The organism is Actinoplanes campanulatus (assembly GCF_014647795.1).
In the GTDB taxonomy this organism is placed as follows: Bacteria; Actinomycetota; Actinomycetes; order Mycobacteriales; family Micromonosporaceae; genus Actinoplanes; species Actinoplanes campanulatus.
Window position 1 is genome coordinate 82,174 of the sequence record NZ_BMPW01000008.1, and the last position, 19,352, is coordinate 101,525.

Here is a 19,352-nt window from a genome sequence, read left to right on the forward strand (position 1 = left end):
CCGTTCTGGTCCCACACCTGGTTGCCGCCGGCGGCGTCGCGCACGCCGCTGTCACGGACAGAGCGGCAACGGCCGCGCGCCCCCGTGCGGCCGTCAACAGGTGGAACGTACGTCCCACCGTGGGAAGAAACTGCTTTCCAGTCATCAATTTCCTCCTGTCCACGGCCGCGCCCGCGCGGGCGTGCCGCACGCCACAACGCCTGCCGCCAATGGATTCTGTCGATGTGCCGACCGCCTAGCATCTGGCGAATGCCGTACCCGCGACCATCCCGAGGCAGCAGCGGTCACACCTCCGGTGCGGCGTTCGTGGGGCGCGGCGCCGAGTTGCAGCGTCTGCATGCCGCGTACGACCAGGCGTCAGCCGGCGCGTGGACCGTTGCCGAGGTCACCGGTGACCCGGGCATCGGCAAGTCGAGCGTGCTGGCCCGGTTTCTGGCGCATGCCCGCAGCGCCGGCGCCCAGGTGTGTGCCGGGCAGGCCGTCGAGTCGGACGGGCACGTCCCGTACGGCCTGCTGGTCAACGCGCTCGGGGACGTGGTGAGCCGACTGCGCGCCGCGCAGTTGGCGGCGGCGCAGGCGGACCTTCCGGTGCTGCGCGCCGTCTGGCCGCAGTTGCCGGGACCGGCGGATGCGCCGGAGCCGATTCCGGCGGCGCAGCGCTACCGGGTGCACCGGGCCGCACGGAATCTGCTTGCCGTGCTGGCCGCCGGCACCGGGAACGGGCCGCTGGTGGTTGCGCTGGATGACGTGCACTGGGCCGACGAGGGATCGACCGAATTGCTCGGGCACCTGCTCAGGCATCCGCCGCCCGGACCGGTGCTGCTGTTGGCGGTGTACCGGCCACGGCAGTTGGCGAGCCGGTTACGCGGCGCTTTCGCCGACGCAGCCGTGACCGGGACGAGCGTACGCGTGGATCTGCCGCCACTGACCGAGGACGAGACCGCGGCGCTGCTTCCAGACTCGCTGTCCCCGCGGCGCCGGCAGGACCTGCATGTGGCCAGCGCCGGAAATCCGCTCTATCTCAAAGCGCTGTCAGCCGTTGCCGAGGTGGCGCCGCCCGAGTCGGCCACCGGCCACCGCCCACCGGATCAGGCCGGCCTGCCGGACCCGGTCTGGTCGGCGCTCACCGCCGAACTGGCGACGTTGGCACCGACCGAACGGCTGGTCGCGGCCGCCGTCGCGGTGGCCGGCGCGGCGGCCGACATCGATCTGCTGTCCACCGTCGCCGAGTGCCCGGCACCCCGTGTCGTCGCCGCGCTCGACCGGCTCGCGACCCGGGACCTGCTGCGGCCCGTCCCCGGGAGCGCGACGTTCCCGTTCCGGCATCCGGTGGTGCACGCCGTCACCTACGAGTCGGCTCCGGCCGGCTGGCGGACAGCCGCGCACGCCCGCGCCGCGGCCGCCCTCGCCGAGCGTGGCGCAGCGGGCACGGTTCGGGCGTACCACCTGGAACGCTGCGCCGGGGTCGGAGACACCGCGGCCGTCACCACGCTGAGCGACGCCGCCGCGACGGTCCTGCCCGCGGGGCCGGCGACGGCCGCCCGGTGGCTGGCTACCGCGCTGCGCCTGCTGCCTGCCGGCGCCACCACCGACGCCGTCCGGTGGGAGCTGCTGGTGCGGCACGCCGAGGCACGGTCTCTGGCCGGGGACCTGTCCGGCGGCCGGGACAGCGTCCATACCCTGCTGTCGCTCCTGCCGCGGCACCCCGCGGACAAGCGCGCCCGGGTGGCCGTGCTCGCCGCCACCGTGGAACGGTTGCTCGGCAACGCGATGGAGGCGGAGGCGCTGCTGGCCGCAGAACTCGCCGCCTGTCCCGAGGCGCACGGCGCCGCCGGGGTGACGCTGCGGACCGGCCTGGCCACGTGCGCAGTGCTGCGCTCCGACCCGGCCGCGGCCGACCGGTGGACCGGGCTTGCGCTGCACGACGCCAGGCGCGACGCCCGCCCGGACCGGCTGGCCGGAGCCTTGGCGCTCGCCGCGATGGCCGGTCACCTCACCGGCGCGTTCACCGTCGCGGCGGCCCGGCTCGACGAGGCGGCCCGGATCCTGGACGGGCTGCCCGACGACGACCTGGTGGAGGTTCTGCAACCGGTCGGCTTGGTGGGCGCCGCCGAGATCGCCCATGAGCGGATCCCGGACGCCATCCGGCACCTGAACCGGGTCCTCGCGGTGGCCCACCGGCACCGACCGGCTCACGTGCTCACCGACCTGTACGGACAGTTGGGCACCGCGTACGCGTTGACCGGCGACCGCGACCGGGCAGCCGAGTGTTTCGACAACGAGTACGACGCCGCGCTGCTCACCGGCAGCGCAGCCCAATGCGGCACCGCGCTCAAACATCAGAGCTGGCTCGCGCTGTGGCGTGGTGACCTACCGGCCGCCCTGCACCTGAGTGAGCGGGCACTCGCCGACGCCCGGGCGCAGCAGTACCCGCTGTCCTGGAGCTCCGTGGCGATCTTCGCTCTCGCACACCTGCTCGACGACGACCCGGCAGCGGCGATCCGGCTCCTCGAGTCGGCCGGTGACCGGCCACACAAGCCGACCATCGATCCGGGGTCGCGGATCCGCTGGTGGGAGGTCCGGGCGGCGGCATGCGCGGCGGCCGGAGACACCGATGCCGCCCGGAACGCCGCCGAACACGCCGGTCAGCTGGCCGCCGGCAGCAGTCTGCGCCGAAGCCGGGCACACGCGGCCATGGCACGCGGGTACGCCCTGCTCAGCGACGACCCGGCCGGCGCCCTCGAGGCAGCCCGAGCCGCGGGCGAACTCCTGGACCAGGCGGGTGACCTGATCGCCGCCGGACGTGCCCACCACCTCGCCGCGAATGCCCTGGCTGTGCTGCGCCGCCCGGCGCAGGCACGGGCCTGCTTCGCCGACGCCCGTTCCCGCTTCGCCACGGCACAGGCGCCGCTGCTGCACGACGCCGCCCTCCGCGACGAACGGCGGATGAACGCGCGCCGCTCGCGGCCCGGCGATAGCCGCACCCTGACCCCACGAGAGTCGGAGGTGGCCGGGTTGGTCGCCGAAGGGTTGACCAACCGGCAGATCGCCGAGCGGCTGTTCCTCAGCGTGGGCACGGTCGGGGTGCACGTCGGCCGGGTGTACGCCAAGCTCGGGGTGGGACGCCGCGCCGCGGTAGCCGCCCGGCTCGCGGCGCCACCGCACGCCGCCGGCCGGGCCGACGGCCACCCGACGGACCACCGGTAGTTCGGCTGATCCGGCCGGCCACGCCCCGGCTTCGGCACTGTGAACAATGTAACCAACATAGAGCTGGACGCCGGTCTATCTGGTTAGGATTCCCCATTCCTTCAAGCCGCCACCATTGAGGAAGGGGACCCGCTCCCCCATGGCTATTGTGGACACTGCGCGCTATCCAGTTGCCGACCCGGGAAGCGACGCATGGGAAAGCGTCGTTTCCCGGGCACGCACCGAACTGCGCGAGCTCGGATGCAGCGTGCTGCCGGAGTTCATTCTGCCGGGCAGCCGGGAGGCGCTGCGGCGAGAAGGCGCCGGGGTCGCCCCGCTGGCGTACTACGACGTTGAGGAGACCAACGTCTACAACATCGCGTTCGACGCCGACCTGCCGGCCGATCACCCGGGCCGCATCGTCATGCAGCGCGGCAACGCGTTCGTCCCGCGCGACCGGATCCCCACCGACAGCGTCATCCACCGGCTGTACACCGACCCGTCTTTCGTACGCTTCGTCGCCGCCTGTTTCGAACTACCGGAGCTGCACGAGCTCGCCGACCCGCTGTCCGGCCTGGTGCTCAACGTCGTACAGCCCGGGATGGAGCACCCGTGGCACTTCGACACCAACGAGTTCACCGTCAGCATGCTGACCCAGGAGCCGGAGGAGGGCGGCGTCTTCGAGTACTGCCCGAACATCCGCTCGGCGGGCGCGGAGAACTTCGACGCCGTCCGTTCGGTGCTCACCGGCGCCGACCGCTCGCCGGTGCGGGCCCTGACCCTGCGCCCCGGTGATCTCCAGCTGTTCAAGGGCCGGTACGCGCTGCACCGGGTGAGCGCGGTACGCGGCGCCACCGCCCGGCACTCGGCGATCTTCGCCTACTCCGAACGCCCCGGCGTGATGGGCAGCGTCGCCCGTACCCGGCAACTGTTCGGCCGGGTCCTGCCCGCGCACCTCGACGCCGAGCGCAATGCCGTGCGGGTCGACCAGTTGCTGGACTGATAATCGCGAGGAGCAGCGTGCGTTTCGACCAGACCGGAAAAATTTCGCTCGACGGCATCTACACGCAACCCGATCCCCGCGCCTATTTCACCACTCTGCGTGAGCTCGGCTATTGCATTCCTCAACTCGCCAAGCCCTATTTCCAGCAAATCATCGGGCAGTATCGCCAATCGCGGCAGGTGGCCGTCCCGACCGTCGTCGACGTCGGTTGCTCCTACGGCATCAACGCGGCGCTGCTGCGCTGTGACACCACCATGGACGACCTGTACGACCGCTACACCGACACCGAGCGCACCCGGCAGGAACTGCTGGAGCGCGATCGTGAGCTGGTCCGGTCGCACGGGTCCCCGGCCCGGTTCGTGGGGCTGGACGTGTCCCGGCCGGCGCTGGCGTACGCATCGGCGGCCGGGTTCCTCGACGAGGTCGTGCAGGCCGACCTGGAGGCGCGCGAACCCACGGCGAGGCAGCGCGCCCTGTTCGCCGACGCCGACATCGTGATCTCCACCGGATGCCTCGGCTACGTCACCGGCCGGACGCTCGTGCGGGTGGTCGGCTCCCGCCGGGACCGGCGGCCGTGGATGGCGCATTTCGTGCTGCGAATGTTCCCGTTCGAGCCGATCGCCGATCGCCTCGCGGCCCTCGGTTACGAGACGATGCGGGTGGACCGGACGTTCCGGCAGCGCCGTTTCGCGTCCGACCGGGAACAGCGGCAGGTGCTGGAGACGATGTCCGCCGCCGGTGTCGATCCGGAGGGGCTGGAGACCGATGGCTGGTTGCACGCTCAGCTCTACGTTTCCCGGCCCGTCGGCACTCCCGGCCCCTTGACCTTCGACGTTGACGATTCAATGACCCAGAAGGCCGCCCGATGAGCATCGAATTCGAGGAGACCGAGTGAGCACGTTCGAAAACGACGACACGCTGTCGCGGGTGCCGTTGCCCGCGCTGGAGGACACCTGCGCCCGGTTCCTCGAGTGGTGTACGCCGCTGCTGACGGAGGAGGAGCTCGCCGACACCGAGGCCGCGGTACGGGAGTTCGGACGGCCCGATGGTCCGGGGCCGAAGCTGCACGCCGATCTGGTGCGCTACAACGCGGATCCGGCCACGCACAGCTGGCTGGACACGTTCTGGCCGGCGCGCTACCTCGGTCGCCGGGACCGGATCGCGTTGAACGCCAACTTCTTCTTCCTGTTCCGCGAAACGCCGTTGCACGGGTTCGCCGAGCCGCAGGTGGAGCGCGCGGCGGGGCTCATCGCCGCCGCGGTGAACTACAAGACTCAGCTCGACGGCGAGCGCATCCCGCCGGTCGCGACGCGCGGGAAGCCGTTGTCGATGGCGCAGCACAGGTTCCTGTTCTCCACCACCCGCATCCCGGGGCCGGTGCAGGACACCGTCCGAGCGCCGTACAGCGACGAGTGGCCGGGCCCGTCGACGGCGCGGCACATCGTGGTGTTCCAGCGCGGCAACGTGTTCCGGATGAACGTGATCGGTCCGGACGGGCGCCCGTACTCCCTCGACGACCTGGCGGCCGGCCTGCGTGAGGTGCAGAAGGCTGGTGCCGCGCGGGCCACGACGGACACCGCGGCCGGTCATCTCACCACGATGGCCCGGGCCGAGTGGGCGGCGGCCAGGGACCGGCTGGCGGCACTGGATCCCGGGAACACGGCGACGCTGGACACCATCGAGACGGCGCTGTTCTGCGTGTGCCTGGAGGACCTGACACCGGCCGACGACCTGGCGGCCTGCGATCAGTTGCTGCACGGCGACAGCGGCAACCGGTGGTTCGACAAGGCGGTGTCGCTCATCGTGTTCGCCGACGGCACGGCCGGCATCAACGTCGAGCACTGCGAGCTGGACGGCACCACCATCCTCAGCTTCGTCGACGCGCTGCTCGCCGCGTCGCCTGAGGAGCATGCCGCGAAGTCGGGTGCGGCGGAGCAGGGGGTGCCGGCGATCGAGCCGGTCACGTTCGTGCTCGACGACGCGCTGCGGGCCGACATCGCCGCCGCGGCACGGTCGTTCGCCCAGTACGGCGCGGACACCGCCACCGCGACGCTGTCCTTCGACGAGTTCGGGGTGGACGAGGTCAAGCGGCTGCGGATGTCGCCGGACGCGTTCGTGCAGATGGCTTACCAGCTCGCGCACAAGCGGGCCAAGGACTTCATCGGTGCCACGTACGAGTCCATCGCCACCCGTCAGTACCGGCGAGGGCGGACCGAGGCGATGCGCGTCGTCACGCCCGAGGTGCTGCGGTTCGTGTCCACGTTCGACGACCCCGCCGCGTCACCCGGCGAGCGGCGGGCAGCGTTCCGGGCCGCGGCCGACAAGCATGTCGAGCGGGCGAAGCAGTGCCAGGCCGGTGCCGCACCGGAACAGCACCTGTGGGAGCTGCAGCTGATCCAGAAGCGGCGTGGACTCGAGCTCGGCGTGCCGGAGGCGTCCCGGCTGTACGAGACGCCGGGGTGGCTCACGATGCGCGATGACTACCTGAGCACCAGCTCGGCGCCGTCGGCCGGCATCCGCTACTTCGGGTTCGGGGCCACCAGCAGTCGCTGCATCGGGATCGCGTACGTGCTGCTGCCGGACCGGTTCAACCTGTACCTCAGCACACCTCGCCCGGTCGCCGGCATGATGTACACGTTTGCCGACCGGCTCCGCGAAGCGTTGCGTGAGCTGCGCGACCTGCTCGACGAGCGGTAGCCCGGGTCACGGGTCCGCCGCCGGCCGCTCGATCTCCACGATCCGACGGTCGGCTCGACGGCGGACCCGGTCCCCCGGTTCCGCTGACATCCGGCTGAGGAAGCCTCACCGGGGTCGCGGAGGCACGGGGAACCGCAGGGAGATACGGAGTCCGCCGGCCGGGCGGGGCTCGGCGGTGATCTCGCCCCCGTGCGCGGTGACGACGGACCGGACGATCGACAGGCCGAGCCCGCTGCCGTCGACGGGGCCGGTGCGGCCGGACAGGCGGTGGAAGGGTTCGAAGAGGCCGGGTATCTCGTCGGCGGCGACGACCGGCCCGGTGTTGGCGACAGTGACCACGGATCCGGCGCAGGTCACCGTCACGTCGCCGTCCGGCACGTTGTAGGCGATCGCGTTCTGCAGCAGGTTCTGCACGGCGCGTTCGAGCAGCACCGGATCGCCGATCGCCTGGACCGGCGCCCCGGAGAACCGCAGGTCAACGCCGGCGGCGACGGCGCCGGGCCGGGCGGCGTCCACGAGGCGACCGGTCACCTCGGCGAGGTCGACGCGGTCGCGTGTGGTGAGCCGCTGTTCGGAGCCGGCGAGCACCAGCAGCCCTTCGATCAGCTTCTCGTGCCGGGCGTTCATCGCCAGCAGGGCCGTACCCAGCCGGCGCAGCTCGGGGGGCGGGTCGGGGTGGCTGAGCGCGACCTCGATCAGGGTCCGGTTGATGGTCAGCGGGGTGCGCAGTTCGTGGGAGGCGTTCGCCACGAACCGGCGCTGGGCGCCGAACGCGGCGTCGAGGCGGGCGAGCATGTCGTCGAAGGTGTCGGCGAGTTGCCGCAGCTCGTCCTGCGGTCCGCTGAGGCCGATGCGTTGGTGCAGGTTGCTTTCGGCCACCCGGCGGGCGGTCGCGGTGATCTCCTGCAGTGGTCGCAGGGTGCGGCCGGCCGCGAGCCAGCCGAGCCAGACGCCGATGACGCCGACCCCGGCCAGGGCGAGGGCGCCCTGGCGCAGCAGGGAGGTGAGGGTCTGCTGGCGGAACTGCTCCTGCAGCGTCGCCGCGAGCCGCATGGTCTTCTCGGCCTGCCGCTGCTGTTCGGGTGTCCAGGCCGGGTCGGGGCTGGTCGGCTGCGGTTCGGTCGCGGCGTCGTCCGACGGCTGCGCCACGCCGGTGTCGACGGCGGTGATCTCGATCCCGGGTATCGCCGCGACGACCGCGGTACGACCGAAGCTCGGGTTGCTCAGGGCAGACGCGAGCAGCAGGTAGGTGATGCCGAGCAGCGCGGTGCCGACCAGCAGGAACAGTCCGCCGTACAGGGCGGTCAGGCGGGCCCGGATGGTCAGCCGGTGCGTCGTCACGGGATCTGGTACCCCACTCCGGTCACGGTGGTCACCACCTGCGGCGGCCCGAGCTTGCGCCGCAAGGTCAGCATGGTGACCCGGACCACGCCGGTGAACGGGTCGGTGTGCTCGTCCCAGGCACGTTCCAGCAGCTGCTCGGTGCTCACCACCGCGCCGTCGGCGCGCAGCAACTCCTCGAGCACGGCGAACTCCTTGCGGGACAGCGCGACGTGATGGCCGTCGCGGTACACCTGACGGCGCGACGTGTCGAGCCGGATGCCGGCGCGTTCCAGCACCGGCGGGGCGGCCGGGCGGGCACGCCGGCCCAGCGCCCGGACCCGGGCGACCAGCTCCGCGAACGCGAACGGCTTGGGCAGGTAGTCGTCGGCGCCCAGCGAAAGGCCCGCGACCCGGTCGCTGAGGCCCCCGGAGGCGGTCAGCATCAGCATGCGCACGTCCCAACCGGCGTTCATCACTGCCCGGCACACGTCGTCGCCGTGCACCACCGGCAGGTCCCGGTCGAGGACGAGGACGTCGTAGCTGTTGACAGCGAGACGTCGCAATGCGGCGTCGCCGTCGTAGGCGGTGTCCACGGCGAGGGCCTGCAGTCGCAGGCCCTCGGCTATCGAGTCCGCCAGCACGACCTCGTCCTCTGCCACCAGTACACGCATCGGGCCATCCTGCCGCGCGGACCCGTTAGAAAGCTGTTAGCGCCAGCACTAATGATCATTTAACGGGCGAACTGGTGTGGTGGTTCCCGAACCCAGGGAGGAACCACGATGACATTCGCCGACAGAACCCGGCTGATCGTCGTACCGGTGCTGCTCGCGGCCGTGCTCGGCGGTTGCGCGGAACAGAAGCAGGAGCCGTCGGTGGCGTCGGCCGGCGGGAAACCGACGGCCAGTGCCGGTGCGACCGCGCCGCAGGCGCAGGACGCGGCCGCGCAGGGCCGCAGATTCGCGCAGTGCATGCGGGAGAACGGCGTCGACATGGAGGATCCCGGCCCGGACGGCATGATGCGCGGGCTCGAGGTGACCAAGGCGAACGAGGCGAAGCTGACGGCCGCGTCGACCAGGTGCCGCGAGTTCCTGCCCAACGGCGGGGAACCCGGGAAGATGCCGGCCGAGGATGTCGCGAAGCGCCGCGAATACGCCGAATGCCTGCGGGAGAACGGAGTGCCGGAGTTCCCGGACCCCGATCCGGAGACCGGCGAGTTCAGCATCGGCAAGGACAAGGCCGGCGTTCTCGACAAGCTGGACGCGGCGGCGCCGAAGTGCCAGCAGCTCGGCGGGGGCGCCGCCATGCCGGCCATCCGGGTGGACGGATGACCCGCCGGACAACGGCGGCGCTGCTGGTCACGCTGGTGACGCTCGGCGCCGCGGGCACGGCCGCGGCGATCCTCGGCCGCGAGAAGGAACCGGAGCCCACCCCCGACGGCCCGGCGGCCACCACCACGGTGCGGCGCCAGACTCTCGCCGAACAGATCAAGATCGACGGCAGTCTCGGGTACGGGGACCCGGCGCCGATGAGGTCGGGCGCCACCGGCACCGTGACGTGGCTGCCGAAGGAGACCGCCACGATCAGGCCCGGCGGCACCCTGCTACGCGTCGACAACCGGCCGGTGGTGCTGCTGGGCGGCGTCCTGCCGCTGTACCGCCCGCTGGCGCCCGGCACCGAGGGCCCCGACGTGCGGCAGTTCGAGCGCAACCTGCGCGCGTTCGGCTACGACGGCTTCACCGTCGACGACGAGTACACCGCGTCGACCGCCCAGGCCGTACGGCGCTGGCAGGAGCGGCTCGGCCTGCCACGAACCGGAACCGTCACCACGTCCTGGGCGGTCGTGGCGCCCGGAAGCATCCGGATCGCCGAGCTCAAGGTACGGATCGGCGATCCGGGGACCGGTGCGGTGCTCACCTACACCGGCACCGCTGCGGTGGTCACCGTCAAGGCTCCGGCCGCCGACGCCGCCTGGGCCGCACCCGGCGTGAAGGTTTCGGTGGCGCTGCCCGGCGGCAAGCAGGCCTCCGGCAAGGTGAAGCACGTCGGCGCGAGGGCGACCGGCGCCGAGGGCGAGGACCCGACGGTGCCGGTCACCATCGCGCTGACCGGCCGCCCGGACACCGGCGGCCCGCGCGAATCCCCGGTGGAGGTCACCTACACCGGCCGGCAGCGCAACGACGTGCTCACCGTGCCGGTCCCCGCCCTGCTCGCGCTGGCGGACGGCGGATACGGCCTGCAGGTCGTCGAGAACGGCACATCCCGGTACCTGGCCGTACAGGTCGGCATGTTCGCCGAGGGACGCGCCGAGGTCAGCGGCTCCGGCCTGGCCGAAGGCATGACCGTCGGGATGCCCGCATGATCCAGATGATCGACGTGGCGAAGACCTACCCGGGCGGGGTCACCGCGCTCGCCGGTGTGTCGGCCACCGTGGCCGCCGGTGAACTGGTCGGCATCGTCGGCCCCTCGGGCTCCGGAAAGTCGACGATGCTGCACCTGCTCGGCGCGCTTGACCGCCCGTCCGCCGGCACCGTACGCATCGACGGCCACGACGTGGCGGACCTGCCCGACCGGTCGCTGTCCGCCCTGCGGGCCCGCACCATCGGCTTCGTCTTCCAGCAGTTCCACCTCGCGCCCGGGGTGTCCGCGCTCGACAACGTCGCCGACGGGCTGCTCTACTGCGGCGTACGGCGGCGCGAACGGCGACGCCGGGCGGCCCTGGCCCTTGCGCGGGTGGGCCTCGACCACCGGGCGGGCCACCGGCCGCACGAGATGTCCGGCGGGGAACGGCAACGGGTGGCGATCGCCCGGGCGGTCGTCGGCGACCCGGCGGTGCTGCTCGCCGACGAGCCGACCGGCAACCTCGACTCGAGCGCCAGCGCCGCGGTGATGACGCTGCTGCACGGCCTGCACGCGGACGGCGCCACCGTCGTGGTCATCACGCACGATCAGAAGATCGCCGCGGGACTCCCCCGCCGCCTGACGATGCGCGACGGCCGGCTGGGTGAGTCGTGAGCGCGCCGACGAGGCCGGTACCCGCCCGGCTCGCCCCGGACGACGTGGTCCGGGTCGGGGCCGCCGGCCTGCGTACCCGGCCGCTGCGGATCGTCCTGTCGGCGCTGGGCATCGCGATCGGCATCGCCGCGATGCTCGCCGTCGTCGGGATCTCGGCGTCCAGCCGCGCCGAACTGGACCGCACCCTGCGCGCCCTGGGCACCAACCTGCTGACGGTGGCGCCCGGCAACACCCTCGCCGGCGCGCAGGCGAAACTGCCGCCCGAATCAACGGCGATGGTACGGCGCATCGGTCCCGTGCAGAGCGTCACCGCCACCGGCAGGCTCGCGGCGAAGGTCTACCGCAACGAGCACATCCCCGCGGGGCAGAACGGCAGCATCTCCGTGCTGGCCGCGCGGGCGGACCTGCTCGAACACGTCGGCGCCCGGCTGACCGCGGGACGCTGGCTCACCGAGGGGGCCGACGGGCCGACCGTCGTGCTCGGCGCCGGCGCAGCGCTTCGCCTCGGCATCGACTCCCCCGGCCCCCGGGTCTGGCTGGGCGGCCGCTGGTTCAGCGTGGTGGGCATCCTGGCGCCGATCCCGCTCGCGCCCGAGCTGGACTCGGCGGCGCTCGTCGGCTGGCCGGCGGCCCAGCGCCTGCTCGACTTCGACGGATCGCCGACCACCATCTACACCCGCACCACGGACGCGTCGGTCGAGCAGGTCCGCGCCGTGCTCGCCGCGACGGTCAACCCGCAGGCCCCCAACGAGGTGAAGGTCTCCCGGCCCTCGGACGCGTTGTCGGCGGCCCGGGTGGCCGGCAACACGCTCAACGGGATGCTGCTGGGGCTGGGCGCGGTCGCCCTGATCGTCGGTGGGGTCGGCGTCGCCAACACCATGGTGATCTCCGTGCTCGAACGCCGCGCCGAGATCGGCCTGCGCCGGGCCCTGGGCGCCACCCGCGGACAGATCCGCCTGCAGTTCCTGTGCGAATCGCTGCTGCTGGCCACTCTCGGCGGCGGCGCGGGCGTTCTGTTCGGCTCCATCGCCACCGCCGGCTACGCCTGGTACCGGACGTGGCCTGCGGTGATACCCGGCTGGGCGCTCATGGGTGGCCTGGCCGCCACCATCACGGTCGGCGCGGTGGCGGGCCTCTACCCCGCGGCGGCAGCGGCCCGCCTCGCACCCACCGAGGCACTGACCCATTGACGCCTATCGGCGCCCGGCGGGCTGCTCTGTCGTACCCATCCGAACCCGCCGGTCCGGCAACCGGAATGCAACCGTGGGTTTCCTCAAGTAGGGCAACCGGGTGGCACCCGGTTGGGTCCCGGGCCTGCTCTGGCGGTCCTGGAATCTCTTTCACATGCCGGCCGAAACGCGGCCGACTACCGGGGGAGATTCATCTTGCGACGTGCCAAGCTGCCGATGCTCGTGACAGCTCTGACCGCCGTGATCACCGGAGCCACCGCTGTCGTGGCGCCGACGTCCGCGTCCGCCGCGCCGCGTACGTGCACCACCGGTGACAACCTCGTCCCGACCTGCGGCGTGCTGTGGGGCGGCGCCGCGGGTGGCTTCACCAGCACCCCGCGTGACCAGGCCCTCAAGAGCTGGGAGAAGGCGTCGGGCCGGACCGCGACGATCTTCCACCAGTACCACAAGGGTGACGAGGTCTTCCCGACCAAGGCCGAGATCGCGATGACCCAGGACCCGGCGAACCCGCGGATCCTGCTGGAGAACTGGAAGGTCGCCGAAGGCTCGACCTGGGCGAAGGTCGCCAAGGGCGAGCAGGACGACCGGATCGACGCGTTCGCCGAGCGGGCCAAGGCGTACGGCAAGCCGTTCTTCCTCGCGCTCAACCACGAGCCGGAGAACGACGTGATCGCGAAGAAGGGGTCCGGCTGGGAGGCCAAGGACTTCGCCGCGATGTACCGGCACACCATCGAGCGCCTCGAGGCGCAGGGCGTCACCAACGTCGTCAACGTGATGGCCTACATGGGCAACGAGAAGTGGATGGCCCAGTCCTGGTGGAAGGACCTCTACCCCGGCGACGACGTCGTCGACTGGATCGGCCTGGACTCCTACTCCTCGGTCGAGAAGGGCTACTACCACCACGGCAACTTCGCCAGCCTGCTCGACCGCAAGCCCAAGGGCGGCGGTCAGGGCTTCTACGACTGGGCCGCCAGCAAGCACGCCGACAAGCCGTTCATGGTCGCCGAGTGGGGCGCCTACCACCGCGTCGGTAAGAACACCGACAAGTCCGCCCTCTACAACAACGTCATCCCGGAGCTGAAGAAGCGCCCGCAGATCAAGGCGATCGTGCACTTCGACACCCAGAAGGACGACCAGGGCGACCGCGACATCAGCATCGACAGCACCAAGGCCAGCCTGGCGTCGTTCAAGAAGCTCGCCGCCGACCCCATCTTCAACGTCAAGATCGGCTGACCCGATCTTTTCCCTGGTACGAGAAGCGCCGCCCGGTTCCCGGGCGGCGCTTCCGGGTCTCCTGGGCGCATGATCTGCGGCAGGACGAGCTCCGGATCGGCGGGCGCCGGCTTGAGCCAATGCTGCATGTCGCTGCTGAAGGCCCAGAGCTCACTACGACGGCCCGGGTAGCGTGTGCTGCCGGAGCGCCCGGCGGGTGCCGCCGCGCCGGGCATTTCACGGGAGGAATCTGATGACCAAGGCTCTTGTCATCGGCGGTGGCATCGCCGGTTGCGCAACCGCCATCGCGTTGCAGGCAGTGGGATACGAGCCCGTCGTGTACGAGGCGTATCCGGCCGGCGGGGACGATGCGGGCGCGTTCCTCACCGTGATGGGCAACGGCATGGCGGCGCTGCGCGCCCTCGACGCGCACCGACCGGTGATCGCCGGGTCGTACCCGGCCGCCAGTGTGGAGATCTACGACGCCGGAGGGCGCCTGCTGGAGACCCGCGGGATCGGCGACGCGGACGACGCGGGGCCGCGCACCCTGCTGCGGTCCACGCTGTACCGGGCGCTGCAGGGCGAGGCGGTGTCGCGCGGAGTGCGCATCGAGCACGGACGCCGGCTGGTCCACGCCGGGATGATCGCCGGTGGTGGGGTGCGGGCGACCTTCGCCGACGGCGGTTCCGCTGCCGGCGACATCCTCGTCGGCGCGGACGGCATCCATTCGGCGACCCGCACCCTGATCGACCCGGATGCCCCGCGCCCGCGCTACACCGGCCAGGCGGTGGTCTACGGCTATGCGTCCAGCGTGCCGGCACCCACCGCCCCGGACGCGTACCACATGATCTTCGGTAGCCGGGCGTTCTTCGGCTACACGGCGGCCCCCGACGGGCGTACCTGGTGGTTCGCGCGGATTCCCGGACCGCAGGCGGGACCTTCCACGATCACGGCCGCGCAGTGGCGCGAGCGGGCGTTGCTGGCGTTCGCCGACGACGCGTCGCCGGCCGCCGCCGTCATCCGTGCCACCGGCGACGACGTGACGGGCGGCGACTCGTACGACGTACCGACCACGCCGATCTGGCATCGCGGATCCATGGTGCTCGCCGGTGATGCCGCACACGCCGCGTCGCCGGCGGCGGCCCAGGGCGCGTCGATGGCATTGGAGGACGCGGTGGCACTGGCGCGCTGCCTCCGCGAGCAGACGGACGCCGCCGGGGCCTTCGCCGCCTACGAGGCGATCCGCCGGGAGCCAACGGAACAGACCGTCGCGGCGAGCGCGCAGATGAGCCGGCTCGGCACATCATCGCCGTACGCGGATCCGGTCGACTGACCGCCGGCTCCGGCACCCGTCCGTGACCGTGCGGACGGCTGGAAATACGTTTCTCCGATGGCGTGCGCTCCATAGGATCTTCGTGATCAAGGGGGATGACACGGTGGGCGATTTTCAGCAGTTCGTGACGGATGTGACTACACGTCTGTCCGCGATGTCCAAGGGCGAGTTGTACGTCGTCGGCGACGGTCTCGACCGGGACTCGCTCTGGCTCACCTTTCTCGATTCCTTTCCCGCCGGCACCAATCCTCGGTTCCGTGAGCGGTCCGAGTACGACTGCTCGACCTGCCGCGGGTTCGTCAAGAACTTCGGTAACGTCGTCGAGATCCACAACGGACATGTCCGTACCGTCTGGTCCGGGGTTTCTGCATTTGACCCGGTCTTCTCGGTCGTCGCCGCCGCAATGGACGAATTCGTCGGCTCGCTGCCGTTGTCCGGCGTTTTCCGGTCCGCCGAGGCGCAGTACGGGACGAAGACGACCCGGACGCTGCGCGACGGCCAGGTCGAGGTGTGGCACCACCTGCACGGCCGGGTAGAGAAGCGGCACCACACCGGGGATGTCGGCGCGGCACGGGGCGCCTTCGACGCCGCGGTGCAGGTGTTCCAGCGTGGCCTGGCCGAGCTGACCCAGCACGCTCTGGACACCGTCGTGGACCTCATCGACGACAACGCCCTCTACCGCGGCACGGAGCATCGCCGGGCGGTGACCGAGTTCCGGTCGCTGCGGAACCAGTGGACGCAGGCGGCCGACGGACGGGCCTTCATTTTCGCCAACGCCATGAACCCGGCGGCCCGGTTCCGCAACACGGTGATCGGCACCCTCGTCCAGGATCTCTCCGCGGGCGTCGACCTGGAGCAGGCGGTCCGGTCGTTCGAGGCGAAGGTGGCGCCGCAGAATTACCAGCGGCCCACGGCGTTGATCACTCCGGCCATGGTCAAGGCCGCCATGAAGACCATCGGCGAGCTGGGCATCGAGGAGTCGCTGCAGCGACGCTTCGCCCGGCTGTCCGACGTGTCGGTCACCAACGTGCTGTGGGTCGACAACGACACGCAGTCGCGGATGAAGGACGGCATCGAAGGGTTGCTCATGCAGGCGGCCACCACCGGTTCGGCAGGTGCGCGCCTTCGGGACGCGAAGCCGGAGGAGATTCCCGTGATCGCCTTCATGAAGGACATCCTGCCCGGCGCCGCGTCCATCGACCTGTGGGTCGCCAACAGCCACGAACCGCACTTCGTCAGTCTCACCACCGGCCGGAACCCGGACGCCCCGCGACTGTTCACCTGGGACAACGATTTCGGCTGGTCCTACGGCGGCAACGTCACCGACTCGATCAAGGAGAAGGTCAAGCGGGCCGGCGGCAACGTCACCGGCAAGCTGCGGGTGAGCCTGTCCTGGTTCAACCACGACGACCTCGACCTGCACGTGTTCGAACCCAACGGCGACCACATCTGGTACCAGGAGAAGCGCAACAAACTGGACGTCGACATGAACGCGAACGGGCCGTTCTCGCGCGAGCCGGTGGAGAACGTCACCTGGGCCGGCAAGATCGCCGACGGCGAGTACCGGATCGAGGTGAACCAGTTCCGCAAGCGGGACAGCGCCGGGGTCGGCTTCGTGATCGAGACCGAGAACAACGGAAAGATCGAGCATTACAGCCACGAGCGGGCGGTCGGCCAGAAGGAGACCGTCGAGGTGGGCCGGATGACGGTCGCCGGCGAGGTGATCACCGCTTTCCGGCCGGGTAAGGACATGCGGTCGGGCAGCGTCGGCAAGGATCTGTGGGGCATCACCACCGAACAGTTCGTGCCGGTGTCCACCGTCATGTACTCGCCGAACTACTTCGACGACAACGAGGTCGGCAACCGCCACTACTTCTTCATGCTGAAAGGGTGCGTGAACGACCAGCCGGCCCGGGGGATCTACAACGAGTTCCTCCGCGGCGACCTGCACCCGCACCGCAAGGTGTTCGAGGTTCTCGGCGACCGCACCAAGTGCGAGCCGTCGGAGGATCAGCTGTCCGGCCTCGGCTTCAGCTCCACGGTCCGCAATTCAGTGGTCGCCAAGGTGACCATGACCGGCGGGCGGCGCCGCCTCATCAGCATCCAGTTCTGATTCCCTACCCGGACATCCGAGAGAGGCCACCGTGACCATTTTCGAAAAGGCCACGCGGGAGAAGTTCCGCTACCCGTCGGCCAAGGGCCTGCTGACCACGGAACAGCTGTGGGAGCTTCCACTGACCGCCAAGTCCGGGTTCAGCCTCGATGACGTGGCCAAGGCCGTGAACGCCGAACTCAAGGCCATCGACACCGAGTCGTTCGTGGCCACCGAGACCAATCCGGCCAAGGCAACCCTGGAGACCAAGTTGGAGGTCGTCAAGCACGTCATCGCCGTACGCCTCGCGGAGGAGCAGGCGGCGAAGGCAGCGGCGGCCAAGAAGCTGGAGAAGGAAAAGCTGTTGGCAGTCCTGGGGCGCAAGCAGGACGCGGTCCTGGAGAACCTGACCGAGGCAGAGCTGCTGGCCCGGATCAACAACCTGTAGTTGTCGTCATGGGGTTCCGATGAAGGCCTCCCGATGACGCTGTGCCCAGTCCCGGAAGGTCGCAGGGGGGCGTGCCAGCACCGTCGCTACATCCTCGGTGAGGATGCGGTTGTGCCCGGCACGCGCCCAGGCGGTCCCGATGACGGTGGCCTCCACGGCCGCCGGGGGCATCCCTGAGGAAAGGAGCTGTTGGGATGCGCTGGTCGAGGGGACGTCGACGCTGACGACGGGGCGGCCGATGACCTCGGCTAGTTGACGCGCCTGATCGGGAACGCTGAGCAGCTCCGGACCGGTGAGCGTGTAGGTCTTGCCGGCATGCGCGGGATCAGTGAGGGCGGCGACCGCGACCGCGGCGATGTCGCGCGGATCGATGACGCCCTGCGCGCCGTCGCCTGTCATATTGGATACGGGTTGTCCAGCGCGGATGGCGCCCGACCAGTGGAGGCAGTTCGAGGCGAAGGCCGACGGCCGCAGAACCGTCCACGACAGGTCACTGGTGCGGACGGCGTCCTCAGCCGTCTGGTGCCAGGCGCCGACGGTTGCGCTGCCGAATCGTTCGCCGGTGCCGATCGCGGAGAGTTTCACCACCGAGCCGACCCGCGCCGCCCGAGCTTCCGTCAGCAACGCCAGGTCATGATCTGGCGTAGGTGTAGCCGGAGCGGTCAGCAGGAACACGGCGCGTACGTCGGCCACCGCCCGGCGCAGAGAGGCAGGGTCTTCGAAGTCGGCCTGCACCACATCGACGCCCGGCGGCATGGCGTGGCCGGGCCGGGCCCTGGTCATCGCGCGAACGGGCTGCCCGCTCTGCCGCAGAAGCTGCACAACGTGGCGGCCGATGGTTCCGGAGGCACCGGTAACGAGGATCATGGGTGTCACCGTTGCAGGACCACCGTGGCCAGGCCTAGGAACTTTCGGCACAGCCCGATGTGGGCACCCATGTTCTCCCGCACCACGAAGTACGGTGCTGAACTGTGCAGCGCGACAGATTGATCACCCCGGAGATGGCCCACCTGCTGCGGCCATGGTTCTCCGGTGTCACTGTGGGAGCGCAACCTGTCATCCACGATGCGCCGGCCGTACTGGAACAGCCCGACCATGCCGCCACACTGACGTGGCGGGTCGGCTCCGACGACCCGCATGACATCGTGATCATGGGACCCCGGACTCAAGCCAGGTACCATCTCGGGCGGCCCGGCCGGGACTGCCTACAACTACGTTTCCGGCCAGGACGGGCTGCCGACTTCCTCGGCCTTCCCCTGCGCGACCTTGCCGACCGGGCCGTTGCCGCCGCCGATCTGGACAGTAGGTCGTTGACAGCGTTCGTCCAGGCGATCGCCGACAGCGGTCCACTGGTCGCCTCGCAGTCGCACGCGGCACGACTGCGATCGCTGACCGCGGCGTTGCCGGATGCCCCGTCGGCCCATGGCGACCGCGCCGCTCTCCGCCGGCACATCGTCGCCGAGGCGACGGCGCTGCTGTCCATCGGCGACGGTTCGTCACGCGAGTCCGTCCATCGCGTCGCCCGGCGCCTCAATGTGAGCGAGCGACATCTTCGTACGGTGTTCGCCGATGGAGTCGGCCTGACGCCCAGCCAGTTCGTGCGCCTCGACCGCGTTCGGGCGGTGCTCGCCCGTATCCAGCAGAGGCTGCCGGAGGTGTCGGCCCGAGCGGGTTACTACGACCAGTCGCACATGACCGCCGAATTCCACCGCGTCATGGGCACGACCCCGTACGCCTTCACCACGCGACGCTGGCCCGTCACCGAGGCGTGCACGGCGAACACCGTGGACACCGGATGAGAGATCGGCCCCGGCGGCGAGGCGCAGGGCCGATCTCTGTGGCTGGCCGGCCAAGGA

16 protein-coding genes are annotated in these 19,352 nt (G+C 70.8%); 13 read left to right on the forward strand and 3 right to left on the reverse strand.

What is annotated here, in order from left to right:
• The first annotated feature begins 249 nt into the window (after window positions 1-249).
• From IEZ13_RS16815 to IEZ13_RS16830, 4 genes are all read left to right on the forward strand, one after another.
• A complete protein-coding gene (locus IEZ13_RS16815; protein ID WP_183218620.1) occupies window positions 250-3,207 on the forward strand; it encodes a helix-turn-helix transcriptional regulator in 2,958 nt (985 codons plus the stop codon).
• A 139-nt stretch (window positions 3,208-3,346) separates the two neighbouring features.
• On the forward strand, window positions 3,347-4,189 hold the full coding sequence (locus IEZ13_RS16820; RefSeq protein WP_183218621.1) for a HalD/BesD family halogenase: 843 nt from the start codon (window positions 3,347-3,349) through the stop codon (window positions 4,187-4,189).
• Window positions 4,190-4,206: 17 nt separating this feature from the next.
• Entirely contained in the window at window positions 4,207-5,058 is an 852-nt protein-coding gene (locus IEZ13_RS16825) for a class I SAM-dependent methyltransferase (RefSeq protein ID WP_183218622.1), read from the forward strand.
• 22 nt (window positions 5,059-5,080) lie between these two features.
• Window positions 5,081-6,886: a choline/carnitine O-acyltransferase gene (locus IEZ13_RS16830; protein ID WP_183218623.1), complete on the forward strand. Its 1,806-nt coding sequence runs from the start codon at window positions 5,081-5,083 to the stop codon at window positions 6,884-6,886.
• 105 nt (window positions 6,887-6,991) lie between these two features.
• Here the strand turns inward: IEZ13_RS16830 and IEZ13_RS16835 are convergent, their stop codons facing one another.
• A complete protein-coding gene (locus IEZ13_RS16835) occupies window positions 6,992-8,227 on the reverse strand; it encodes a sensor histidine kinase (RefSeq protein ID WP_183218624.1) in 1,236 nt (411 codons plus the stop codon).
• The gene (locus IEZ13_RS16840; RefSeq protein ID WP_183218625.1) at window positions 8,224-8,880 is read right to left on the reverse strand and encodes a response regulator transcription factor; all 657 of its coding nucleotides are present in this window, start codon (window positions 8,878-8,880) and stop codon (window positions 8,224-8,226) included. Before IEZ13_RS16840 ends, IEZ13_RS16835 begins: the two co-directional genes overlap by 4 nt.
• 108 nt (window positions 8,881-8,988) lie before the next feature.
• On the opposite strand from IEZ13_RS16840, the gene IEZ13_RS16845 reads away from it, so the two are divergent.
• From IEZ13_RS16845 to IEZ13_RS16880, 8 genes are all read left to right on the forward strand, one after another.
• Window positions 8,989-9,537 (forward strand): hypothetical protein, encoded by a 549-nt coding sequence (locus tag IEZ13_RS16845; RefSeq protein WP_183218626.1) that lies wholly within the window; start codon window positions 8,989-8,991, stop codon window positions 9,535-9,537.
• Window positions 9,534-10,568 carry a peptidoglycan-binding protein gene (locus tag IEZ13_RS16850; RefSeq protein WP_183218627.1) on the forward strand — a complete coding sequence of 345 codons (1,035 nt, stop codon included), beginning with the start codon at window positions 9,534-9,536 and terminating at the stop codon, window positions 10,566-10,568. The genes IEZ13_RS16845 and IEZ13_RS16850 overlap by 4 nt, the downstream gene beginning before the upstream one ends.
• Entirely contained in the window at window positions 10,565-11,221 is a 657-nt protein-coding gene (locus tag IEZ13_RS16855; RefSeq protein WP_183218628.1) for an ABC transporter ATP-binding protein, read from the forward strand. The genes IEZ13_RS16850 and IEZ13_RS16855 overlap by 4 nt, the downstream gene beginning before the upstream one ends.
• Window positions 11,218-12,411, forward strand: a complete 1,194-nt coding sequence (locus IEZ13_RS16860; RefSeq protein WP_183218629.1) for an ABC transporter permease — start codon at window positions 11,218-11,220, stop codon at window positions 12,409-12,411. Before IEZ13_RS16855 ends, IEZ13_RS16860 begins: the two co-directional genes overlap by 4 nt.
• A 195-nt stretch (window positions 12,412-12,606) precedes the next feature.
• On the forward strand, window positions 12,607-13,644 hold the full coding sequence (locus IEZ13_RS16865; protein WP_229794744.1) for a glycoside hydrolase family 26 protein: 1,038 nt from the start codon (window positions 12,607-12,609) through the stop codon (window positions 13,642-13,644).
• A 232-nt stretch (window positions 13,645-13,876) separates the two neighbouring features.
• Window positions 13,877-14,956 carry an FAD-dependent monooxygenase gene (locus IEZ13_RS16870; RefSeq protein ID WP_183218630.1) on the forward strand — a complete coding sequence of 360 codons (1,080 nt, stop codon included), beginning with the start codon at window positions 13,877-13,879 and terminating at the stop codon, window positions 14,954-14,956.
• Between the two features lie 103 nt (window positions 14,957-15,059).
• Entirely contained in the window at window positions 15,060-17,069 is a 2,010-nt protein-coding gene (locus IEZ13_RS16875) for a hypothetical protein (protein WP_183218631.1), read from the forward strand.
• Between the two features lie 31 nt (window positions 17,070-17,100).
• On the forward strand, window positions 17,101-17,496 hold the full coding sequence (locus IEZ13_RS16880) for a hypothetical protein (protein ID WP_183218632.1): 396 nt from the start codon (window positions 17,101-17,103) through the stop codon (window positions 17,494-17,496).
• A 6-nt stretch (window positions 17,497-17,502) separates the two neighbouring features.
• Here the strand turns inward: IEZ13_RS16880 and IEZ13_RS16885 are convergent, their stop codons facing one another.
• The gene (locus tag IEZ13_RS16885) at window positions 17,503-18,363 is read right to left on the reverse strand and encodes an NAD(P)H-binding protein (RefSeq protein ID WP_183218633.1); all 861 of its coding nucleotides are present in this window, start codon (window positions 18,361-18,363) and stop codon (window positions 17,503-17,505) included.
• Window positions 18,364-18,467: 104 nt separating this feature from the next.
• Between IEZ13_RS16885 and IEZ13_RS16890 the strand changes: the two genes are divergently transcribed.
• Window positions 18,468-19,295: a helix-turn-helix transcriptional regulator gene (locus IEZ13_RS16890; RefSeq protein ID WP_183218634.1), complete on the forward strand. Its 828-nt coding sequence runs from the start codon at window positions 18,468-18,470 to the stop codon at window positions 19,293-19,295.
• Window positions 19,296-19,352 lie beyond the last annotated feature (57 nt).